This is a genomic window from Streptomyces sp. CO7 (genome assembly GCF_053474865.1).
In genome coordinates this window covers 1-9617 of record NZ_JBRIOU010000012.1, presented here as the reverse complement: position 1 = coordinate 9617, position 9617 = coordinate 1, and the positions used below count along the sequence as shown (strand labels likewise).

Genomic DNA, 9617 nt, shown 5'->3' with positions numbered 1-9617 from the left:
GCGTTGAGGCACCGCGCCGGGGCGCGGGCGAGTCGAGGGCGGCGACGAGGTGCCGCTTCGGTGGCTGGGGGCAGGGGCGAGAGCAACGTCACCGGGCCAGGACCGCGTCGGGGGCGGGGCCGCCCGGGTACCGTCGAAGCCGTCCGACTCCTCCCGGTTCTCTCCGGTATCCGCCCGCCCGGCGGCGATCCACCGTCCTCGGCGCCCCGCCGACCGGTCCGCCGGCCTGATCCGGGCCCCTGACATGCGCCTTAGACTCCACCAGGTGACCGTCACCGCACCCACCACCGAAGCCTCGGGCGACCAGCCCTCGGGCGGGCCCGTCGCGCCCCGCGGCCGGACCGCGGCCCGGCTTCGCCGGCTCCTGCCGGCCGTGGCCGCCGTCCTCTCCGGCCTGCTGCTCTACGCGAGCTTCCCCCCGCGCACCGTGTGGTGGCTCGCCCTGCCCGCCTTCGCCGTCCTCGGCCAGGCGCTGCGCGGCCGCCGGTGGAAGCCCGCCCTCGGGCTCGGCTACCTCTTCGGCCTGGGCTTCCTGCTGCCGCTGCTGGTGTGGACCGGCATCGAGGTCGGTCCCGGGCCGTGGCTCGCCCTGGTCGCCGTCGAGGCACTGTTCCTCGGGCTGACCGCGGTGGGCATCGCGGCCGTGTCCCGGCTGCCCGCCTGGCCCCTGTGGGCGGCGGCGGTGTGGACGGCCGGCGAGGCCGTGCGGGCGCGCTTCCCGTTCGGCGGCTTCCCCTGGGGCAAGGTCGCCTTCGGCCAGGCCGACGGCGTCCTGCTTCCGCTGGCCGCGCTGGGCGGCACCCCGCTGCTCGGCTTCGCGGTGGTGCTGAGCGGCTTCGGGCTGTGCGAGGCGGTCCGGCAGGTCCGGTCGGCGCGCCGCACCCGGGTGGTGCGCCGCGGCGCCGCGGCCGCCGCGCTGCTGAGTCTGCTCGCCCCCTTCGGCGCCGCCCTCGTCGCGCGTGCCGCGGTGGACGCCGGCGCGGAGGACGGCACGGCCACCGTCGCCGTGATCCAGGGCAACGTGCCCCGCCTGGGCCTCGACTTCAACGCCCAGCGGCGTGCGGTGCTCGACTACCACGTCCGCGAGACCGAGCGGCTGGCCGACCGGATCGCGGCCGGCGAGGCGGAGCGGCCCGACCTGGTGCTCTGGCCGGAGAACTCCTCGGACATCGACCCCTTCGCCAACGCCGACGCCGCCGAGGTCATCGACCGGGCCGCCAAGGCCGTGGGCGCCCCGATCGCCGTCGGCGGCGTGGTCGAGCGGGACGGCAAGGTCTACAACGAGCAGATCCTCTGGGACCCCGAGAAGGGCCCGGTCGACACCTACGACAAGCGGCAGACCCAGCCCTTCGGCGAGTACCTGCCGCTGCGCCCCCTGATCGGCGCGATCAACCAGACCTGGACCAGCATGGTCCGCAGGGACTTCAGCCGCGGCACCACCCCGGGCGTCTTCGAGATGAACGGCACCGGCGTCGGGCTCATCACCTGCTACGAGGCCGCCTTCGACTGGGCGGTGCGCGACACCGTGACCTCCGGCGCCCAGTTGCTCTCGGTGCCGAGCAACAACGCCACCTTCGGCCGCAGCGAGATGACCTACCAGCAGCTCGCCATGTCCCGGGTACGGGCCGTCGAGCACGGCAGGACGGTGACCGTGCCGGTGACCAGCGGGGTCAGCGCGATCATCCTGCCCGACGGCCGGGTGACCGCGCGCACCGGCATGTTCGTCCCCGGCACCCTCGTGCAGGAGGTGCCGCTGCGGTCCTCCAGCACCCCGGCGACCACCCTGGGCACGCTGCCCGAGTGGGCGCTGGTCCTGGTCGGCGCCGCGGGCGTCGCCCGGGCGATCGGCCGCACCGTCCGGACCCGGCGGGCCGGCACGGGCCGATAGGGTTCGAACCATGGCAACCCCGGACTTCATCCGCACGCTGCGCGCCAGCGCCGGGCACCAGCTGCTGTGGCTGCCCGGCGTCACCGCGATCGTCTTCGACGAGGACGGCGGCCGCGTCCTGCTCAACCGGCGCGCCGACACCCGCCGCTGGGCGGTGATCGGCGGCATCCCCGACCCGGGGGAGGAGCCCGCGGCCTGCGCCGTGCGCGAGGTGTTCGAGGAGACGGCCGTGCGCTGCGTCCCGGAGCGGGTGCTGAGCGTGCAGGCGCTCAAGCCGGTGACCTACGAGAACGGCGACATCTGCCAGTACATGGACATCACCTTCCGCTGCCGCGCGGTGGGCGGCGAGGCCCGGGTAAACGACGACGAGTCACTGGACGTGGCCTGGTTCCCGGTCGACGCCCTGCCGGAGCTCGACGCGTGGGCCGTGACGCGGATCAAGCAGGCTCTGTCGGACGCCCCCACATGGTTCGACCCTATGAGCTGACCCGCAAGTATGGTCGCTGACCACATGGGTCGGGGTGGGGTGGCTGCCTAGGGTCTGACCATGACCGAGCAGCCCAGCACCCCCGGGGGCCTCGACTCCCCCCTCGATCCGTCCCCGCCCGACCTCTGCGGACGCACCGCCCTGGTGACCGGCGCCGCCGGCGGCATCGGGCGCGCCTGCACCCTGCGTCTGGCCGCGGCCGGCGCCACGGTGCGGGCGGTGGACCGTGACGGACACGGCCTCGCCGAGCTGGCCGGGCAGGCGTCCGGGCTCAAGGGGACCGTCGAGCCCCAGATCCTCGACCTCACCGACCTGGACGCCGCCGAGCGGGCCGCCGCCGGCGTCGACGTGCTGGTGAACAACGCCGGGATCCAGCTGGTGCGGCCGGTGCACGAGTTCCCGCCGGACGTCTTCCACACGGTGCTCACGGTGATGCTGGAGGCCCCGTTCCGCCTCATCCGCGGGGCTCTGCCGCACATGTACGCGAAGGGCTGGGGGCGCGTCGTCAACATCTCCTCGGTGCACGGCCTGCGCGCGTCCGCCTTCAAGTCGGCCTATGTGTCCGCCAAACATGGGCTCGAGGGCCTCTCCAAGACGGTTGCCCTCGAGGGCGCGCCCCATGGCGTCACCTCGAACTGTGTGAACCCCGGCTATGTGCGCACCCCACTGGTCGAGAAGCAGATCACCGACCAGGCGGCGGCGCACGGCATTCCCGAGGACCGGGTGGTCTCCGAGATCCTGCTCCGCGACACCGCGCTGAAGCGGCTGATCGAACCCGCCGAGGTCGCCGAGACGGTGCTCTTCCTCTGCGGCCCGGCCGCCGCCGCCATCACCGGGTCGTCGTACGTGATGGACGGCGGCTGGACCGCCCACTGACCGGCCCGGACCGCTGCGCGCGGGGCGGTGGACCGCCGCCGTCCCGCGCCCCGAGAGGCCGTTGTCCACAGGGGTGTCCCGGGGCCCCGGCCATGGTGAATCCTGTGCCCATGCCCCACGATCACCCGCAGAGCGTGCCGCCGCCGGTCGCCCGGCCGTCCGCGGAACCGTCCGCTCCACCCCGGCCCGCCGGCGCGGAAGCCGCTGCGCCGTCCGGCGCCCCCGACGCCTCCGTCGTCACGCCCGCCACGGGGCCCGCATCGGCGCCCGCCGTCGAGCGCGGGCCCGAGGCGGCGGCCGGAACCCCCACCGTGCCCGGCCGGGCCGCGGCAGCCGACGCCGGGGACGGCGAGGCGCCCGGCGGGACCGAGACGCCCTTCCTGGAGCTGCTGGCCCGCGGCGCCTCCGCCGACGCCTACGACCGCCCCGTGCTGGTCGCCCGGGCCGAGAGGCGTCCCGCCGCCGAGGTCGCCGCCCTGCGCCGGGCCCGGGACCTCGCCCTGCGGGTGCGCTCCGAACTCGAGGGCCGGCGCCGCCGCGAGGAGGAACTCTCCGCGCTCTTCGCCACCGCCCACGACCTGGCCGGCCCGCGCGACCTCGACGCCGTGCTGCGGGCCATCGTCCAGCGCGCCCGCTCGCTCCTCGGCACGGACGTCGCCTACCTCTCCCTCCACGACCCGGCCCGGGGCGACACCTACATGCGCGTCACCGAGGGGTCCGTCGCCGCGCGGTTCCAGCAGCTGCGCCTGGGCATGGGCGAAGGGCTCGGCGGCCTGGTCGCCCAGACGGCCCGGCCCTACGTCACCCAGGACTACTTCAAGGACGAACGGTTCCTGCACACCGGGGCCATCGACGCCGGTGTCCACGACGAGGGACTGGTCGCCATCCTCGGCGTCCCCCTGATGCTGGGCGACCACGTCATCGGCGTGCTGTTCGCCGCGGACCGCCGCGCCCGCGTCTTCGAACGCGGCCAGATCGCCCTGCTCAGCAGCTTCGCCGCCCTCGCCGCGGCCGCCATCGACACCGCCAACCTGCTCACCGAGACGCGCTCGGCCGTCGCCGAGCTGGAGCGGGCCAACGAGATCATCCAGGACCGGAGCGCCGTCATCGAGCGCGCCTCCGAGGTCCACGACCGCCTCGCCGAACTGGTGCTGCGCGGAGGCCAGGTGCACGACGTGGCCGCCGCCGTCTCGGAGGTGCTGGACGGCTCGGTGTCCTTCGCCGACATCACCGCCGTCCCCGCCGAGGCGCTGGAGGCGTCCCGCGCCGAGGGCCACGCCGTGCCGCACGGCGACGACTGGATCGCCGCCGTGACCGCTAGCCGAGAGCTCCTCGGCGCCCTGGTGCTGCGGGGGCACCCCGTCCTCGACCCGGTCGACCAGCGCACCCTGGAGCGCGCCGCCATGGTGACCTCCCTGCTGCTGCTCGCCCGCCGTTCCGCCGCCGAGGCCGAGCAGCGGGTCCGCGGCGAGCTCCTCGACGACCTCCTCGACGCCCGCGACCACGACCCCCGGCTGCTGCGGATGCGCGCCGCCCGCCTGCACGCCGACCTCGACGTCACCCACGTCGTCCTCGCCGCCCGGCTGGACGCCACCGCGCCCGGCGGCGACGCGGAGGCCGAGGCCCGGCGCAGGCTCTGGTCCGCGGCCTCCCACCTCGCCTCCACCCGGCACGGCCTGGCCGCCGCCCGCGACGGCGGGACGGTGCTGCTGCTCCCGCTGCCGTCCGGCCACAGCGCCACGGCGCTGGCCCGCGACGTCGCGCGCAGGCTGAGCACGGCGGTGCACGACGCGGTCACCGTCGGCGCGTCCGCGCCGCAGGAGGTGCTGTCCGCAGGGCCCGACCAGGTGGCCGTCGCCTACCAGGAGGCCCGCCGCTGCCTGGACGCGCTGCGGCTCCTCGGCCGCCCCGGCGACGGCGCGGCCGCCGAGGACTTCGGCTTCGTCGGTCTGCTGCTGGCCGGGGACCGGGACATCTCCGGCTTCGTCGACCGCACGATCGGCGAGGTGATCTCCTACGACGAGCGGCGCGGCACGGACCTGGTGCGCACCCTCGACGCCTACTTCGCCTGCGGGATGAGCCCTGCCCGCACCAAGGACGCGCTGCACGTCCACGTCAACACCGTGGCCCAGCGCCTGGAGCGGGTGGGCCGCCTGCTCGGCGAGGACTGGCAGCGCCCCGACCGGGCCCTGGAGATCCAGCTCGCCCTGCGCCTGCAACGCCTGGCCTCGGCCCCGCGCGGTTGAGCCGCGGCCCGAGGGCCCGGCACGGCCCGGCAAGCCCGGAGTGGACCCCGAGTCGGCCACGGGCCCCGAGCCGGGCAGGGACCCCGAGCCGGCCACTGAGCTCGAACCGGTCACGGAGCCCGAGCCCGGAACGTCGCCCGAGGCCGGGCGGCCCACCGGTAGGCCCGGGCACAGCGAAGGGCCCCGCACGCCACTCGGGTGTGCGGGGCCTGTGCCGCGCCCGGGGCGGCCGGTGGGCCGCCCCGGGCCGGGCGTCAGACGGTCTGCTCGCTGCGGTCGACGCCGGCCGACGCGGCGTGGGAGCTCGCCGCCGCGGTGCCGTCGATGTCGTTCAGGTCGCGGTCGCGGGTCTCCTTCGCCACGGCCACCGCGATCAGCGTCACGACCGCCGCGGCGATCACGTACAGCGAGATCGGGGTGGAGGTGCCGTAGCTCGACAGCAGCGCGGTCGCGATCAGCGGAGCCGGGGCACCGGCCGCCACCGAGGCGAACTGGGCGCCGATCGAGGCGCCGGAGTACCGGACCCGGGTGGAGAACAGCTCGGAGAAGAACGCGGCCTGCGGGGCGTACATGGCGCCGTGCAGCACCAGACCCACCGTCACCGCGGTCAGCAGGGCGAGGAAGCTGCCCGAGTCGATCAGCCAGAAGAAGGGGAACACCCACAGGCCGATGCCGGCCGCGCCGAGCATGTAGACCGGGCGGCGGCCCCAGCGGTCGGACAGCGCACCCCACGCGGGAACCGCGCAGAAGTGGATCGCGGAGCCGATCAGCACCGCGTTCAGCGCGGTCTGCTTGGACATCTCGGCCGCCTCGACGGCGTACACCAGGATGAACGCGGTGATCACGTAGAACGAGATGTTCTCCGCCATGCGGGCGCCCATCGCGATCAGGATGTCCTTCCAGTGGTACCGGAAGACGGCGACCAGCGGGAGCTTCTCGGCGGCGCCCTCGGCCTTGCGGGCCTCGGCGGCGGCCAGCGCCTGCTTGAAGACCGGCGACTCGTCGACCGACAGACGGATCCACAGACCGATCAGGACCAGTACGCCGGACAGCAGGAAGGGGATGCGCCAGCCCCAGGACTCGAAGGCGCTCTCCGAGAGGGTGGCGGTCAGCAGCGCCAGCACGCCGGTGGCCAGCAGCTGGCCGGCCGGGGCGCCGGTCTGCGGCCACGAGGCCCAGAAGCCGCGCCGCTTGGGGTCGCCGTGCTCGGACACCAGCAGCACCGCGCCGCCCCACTCGCCGCCGAGCGCGAAGCCCTGCACCAGCCGCAGCACCGTCAGCAGTACCGGGGCCGCCGCGCCGATCGTGGCGTGGGTCGGGAGGAGGCCGATCAGGAAGGTCGCGCCGCCCATCATCAGCAGGCTGATCACCAGCAGCTTCTTCCGGCCCAGCCGGTCGCCGTAGTGACCGAACACCAGGGCGCCCAGCGGGCGTGCCAGGAAGCCGACCGCGTAGGTCAGGAACGCCAGGAGGGTGCCGACGAGCGGGTCCTCGTCCGGGAAGAACAGGGTGTTGAACACCAGCGCGGCGGCCGAGCCGTAGAGGAAGAAGTCGTACCACTCGATGGTGGTGCCGATGAGGCTCGCGGCGACGATCTTCTTCAGGCTGTTCGGCGTCGGAGGCGCGGGCGCGGCTGCCGATGAGGCCATGGTGACCACTTCCAGAAAGGGGATGGGGACGTCTACGTGTCGCCACACCGTAGGAATCCGCAGGTCAGGCGCACATGTGGCGGGACAACATAGTTCGGGTGTTGGCTATGCGTGCGGCCACCATGCCAGCGCAGGGAAAGTCGGTGGAAGGGCTCGACGGCACGACGGCTCGACGGCACGACGGCACGAGGCACGTCATGCCGTCAGGGGATCAACTCGACTCACGGACCACGAGCTCGTTCGGCATGATCACCGGGCTGGTGGGGCCGCCGTCGATGAGGCTGAGGAGGAGGTGGACGGCGGCGGTCGCCTGGTCGGCCATCGGGCTGCGCACCGAGGTGAGCGCCGGGGTGGTGTAGGAGGCGGCCTCTATGTCGTCGAAACCGACGACGGCGACGTCCTCGGGGACACGTCGTCCCGCCTGGTGGAGGGTGCGCAGGGCGCCGATCGCCATCAGGTCGTTGGCGGCGAACACGGCGTCGAGGTCGGGGTCGTCCTCCAGGAGCTGGCGCATGGCTGCGGCGCCGGAAGCCCTGGTGAAGTCTCCCAGCGCCACGATGGAGCGCCGGCCGGTGTCGCGTAGCGTGTCGCGGTAACCGTCGAGACGTTCGCGGGCCTCGTGGAGTTCGAGCGGGCCGGTGATGGTGGCGATACGGCGGCGGTCGCGCTCCAGGAGGTGGCGCACGGCCAGTGCCGCTCCGCCGGCGTTGTCCAGGGCCACGTACGGGACGTCCGGTGCGGAGGTCCGGTTGAAGGAGACGACCGGCAGGCCCTGCCTGGCCAGGGCGGCGGGCAGCGGGTCCGTACCGTGCAGGGCGACGAGCAGCACGCCGTCCACGTGCCCACCGGCGATGTGCTGCTCCACCCTCGTGCGGCTCTGGTCCGATTCGGCGAGCATCAGCACCAGCCGCTTCCCGGCGGTCTCGAGCTCCCTGCTGACGGCACGGACCACGGCGGAGAAGAGAGGGTCGTCGGAGACGACCCCCTGGGGCGGGTCGGAGACGACCACGGCCAGGGTGTCCGTACGGCGGGTGACGAGGTTGCGTGCCGCCCCGTTGGGGACGTAACCCAGTTCGTTGACGGCGCGCATGACGATGTCGCGGATCTGGGGGGCGACCGTCGTCTCGCCGTTGATGACGCGGGAGACGCTCGACTTGGACACACCCGCCCGGGCGGCGACCACTTCAAGAGTGGGGCGCTTCATGCCTGTCCGTCCTTGACGCCGCCGTCCTTGACGCCGTCACCCGGGTCACTGCTCGGGGAGAGGTTGCTCATCAGGGTGACCTCCGGCTCTGCGTCATGGCGATGCGATCAGCGTATCCGCAGGCGAGGGGCGACGTGAGCGTGCCGGGACCTCAACTCCCTTTGCGCGACACCCGCGTTGTCCGTCCGACGTGAGGGCCGTCAGAAAACGCTCCCCGGAGATGAGGCGGCGGTTCCGGTGCTGTTCCTCCTGGATGACAGGGCCCTTGACAGCCGTGACGGGCCCCTCCATCCTCCGTTGAGGGAGCGCTCCCTCAGCCCGCCAACGCCAGAGGAGTCGCACGTGCAAACCCTCTTACGTCGCTTCGGCCTACTTCTGGCCGTCGCGTCCTCACTGCTCGCCTTCGTCGCCCTGCCGGCTCCCGCCGCCCAGGCGGCGGACGTGTTGCTCTCGCAGGGGAAGACCGCCACCGCCTCGAGCACGGAAGGCGTCTTCAGCGCTCGCAGCGCCGTCGACGGCGACGCCGGCACCCGGTGGTCCAGCGCGTTCGCGGACCCCCAGTGGATCCGGATCGACCTCGGAGCCACGGCCCGGATCAGCCGGGTCGCGCTCAACTGGGAGACCGCGTACGGCAAGGCGTTCAGAATCGAGGTGTCGGACGACGCCGCCCGGTGGACCGTCGTCCACGAGACGGCCGCGGGTACCGGCGGTGCCCAGAGCCTGACCGTCTCCGGCACGGGCCGCTACGTCCGCATGTACGGCACCGAGCGGGCCACTTCCTACGGGTACTCCCTGTGGGAGTTCCAGGTGTTCGGCGCCTTCGGGTCCGGCGACCCGGGCGGTGACACCGACAAGCTGCTCTCCTACGGCAGGACGGGCGCGGCCTCTTCGTCGCAGACCGACTCCAACTGCTGGGAGTGCTCGCCCGCCAGGGCCTTCGACCGCGATCCGGCCTCACGCTGGGCGACGAGTCCCAGCACGGGGTGGACGGATCCGGGCTGGATCTCCGTCGACCTCGGCGCGACGGCGCAGATCAACAAGGTCGTCCTGCAGTGGGATCCCGCCTACGCCAAGTCCTTCCAGATCCAGGTCTCACCCAACGGGACCGACTGGACGCCGATCTACTCGACGACGGCCGGCACGGGGTTCAAGCAGACGCTGCTCGTCTCCGGCAGCGGCCGCTACGTCCGCATGTACGGCACCCAGCGCGCCACCCCGTACGGCTATTCGCTGTGGGAGTTCCAGGTGTACGGCACCGGCGGTGACC

General features: G+C 73.6%; 7 protein-coding genes. 5 read left to right on the top strand and 2 right to left on the bottom strand.

The features are described 5' to 3' along the window. Nucleotides 1–265 precede the first annotated feature (265 nt). From lnt to ACOV8S_RS29615, 4 genes are all read left to right on the top strand, one after another. Nucleotides 266–1888 (top strand): apolipoprotein N-acyltransferase, encoded by a 1623-nt coding sequence (lnt, locus tag ACOV8S_RS29630; RefSeq protein ID WP_448321565.1) that lies wholly within the window; start codon nt 266–268, stop codon nt 1886–1888. Between the two features lie 10 nt (nt 1889–1898). After that, nucleotides 1899–2375, top strand: coding sequence for an NUDIX hydrolase (locus ACOV8S_RS29625; RefSeq protein ID WP_351117917.1), 477 nt, complete (start codon nt 1899–1901; stop codon nt 2373–2375). Between the two features lie 60 nt (nt 2376–2435). After that, nucleotides 2436–3251, top strand: a complete 816-nt coding sequence (locus ACOV8S_RS29620; RefSeq protein WP_448321564.1) for a 3-hydroxybutyrate dehydrogenase — start codon at nt 2436–2438, stop codon at nt 3249–3251. Nucleotides 3252–3361: 110 nt separating this feature from the next. After that, nucleotides 3362–5497: a GAF domain-containing protein gene (locus ACOV8S_RS29615; RefSeq protein ID WP_448321563.1), complete on the top strand. Its 2136-nt coding sequence runs from the start codon at nt 3362–3364 to the stop codon at nt 5495–5497. A 254-nt stretch (nt 5498–5751) separates the two neighbouring features. On the opposite strand, the gene ACOV8S_RS29610 is transcribed toward ACOV8S_RS29615, so the two are convergent. Both ACOV8S_RS29610 and ACOV8S_RS29605 read right to left on the bottom strand, forming a co-directional pair. Next, the gene (locus ACOV8S_RS29610) at nt 5752–7146 is read right to left on the bottom strand and encodes an MFS transporter (RefSeq protein ID WP_448321562.1); all 1395 of its coding nucleotides are present in this window, start codon (nt 7144–7146) and stop codon (nt 5752–5754) included. Between the two features lie 211 nt (nt 7147–7357). Beyond that, on the bottom strand, nt 7358–8350 hold the full coding sequence (locus ACOV8S_RS29605; RefSeq protein ID WP_448321561.1) for a LacI family DNA-binding transcriptional regulator: 993 nt from the start codon (nt 8348–8350) through the stop codon (nt 7358–7360). 342 nt (nt 8351–8692) lie between these two features. On the opposite strand from ACOV8S_RS29605, the gene ACOV8S_RS29600 reads away from it, so the two are divergent. Then, nucleotides 8693–9617: discoidin domain-containing protein (locus tag ACOV8S_RS29600; RefSeq protein ID WP_448321560.1), on the top strand; the 925-nt coding region annotated here is incomplete at its 3' end.

Excerpts from the sequence above, each read along its gene's own strand:
- ACOV8S_RS29605 (WP_448321561.1), bottom strand. The coding sequence starts at position 8,350 with ATGAAGCGCCCCACTCTTGAAGTGGTCGCCGCCCGGGCGGGTGTGTCC.
- ACOV8S_RS29625 (WP_351117917.1), top strand. The coding sequence starts at position 1,899 with ATGGCAACCCCGGACTTCATCCGCACGCTGCGCGCCAGCGCCGGGCAC.
- ACOV8S_RS29615 (WP_448321563.1), top strand. The coding sequence starts at position 3,362 with ATGCCCCACGATCACCCGCAGAGCGTGCCGCCGCCGGTCGCCCGGCCG.
- ACOV8S_RS29610 (WP_448321562.1), bottom strand. The coding sequence starts at position 7,146 with ATGGCCTCATCGGCAGCCGCGCCCGCGCCTCCGACGCCGAACAGCCTG.
- ACOV8S_RS29620 (WP_448321564.1), top strand. The coding sequence starts at position 2,436 with ATGACCGAGCAGCCCAGCACCCCCGGGGGCCTCGACTCCCCCCTCGAT.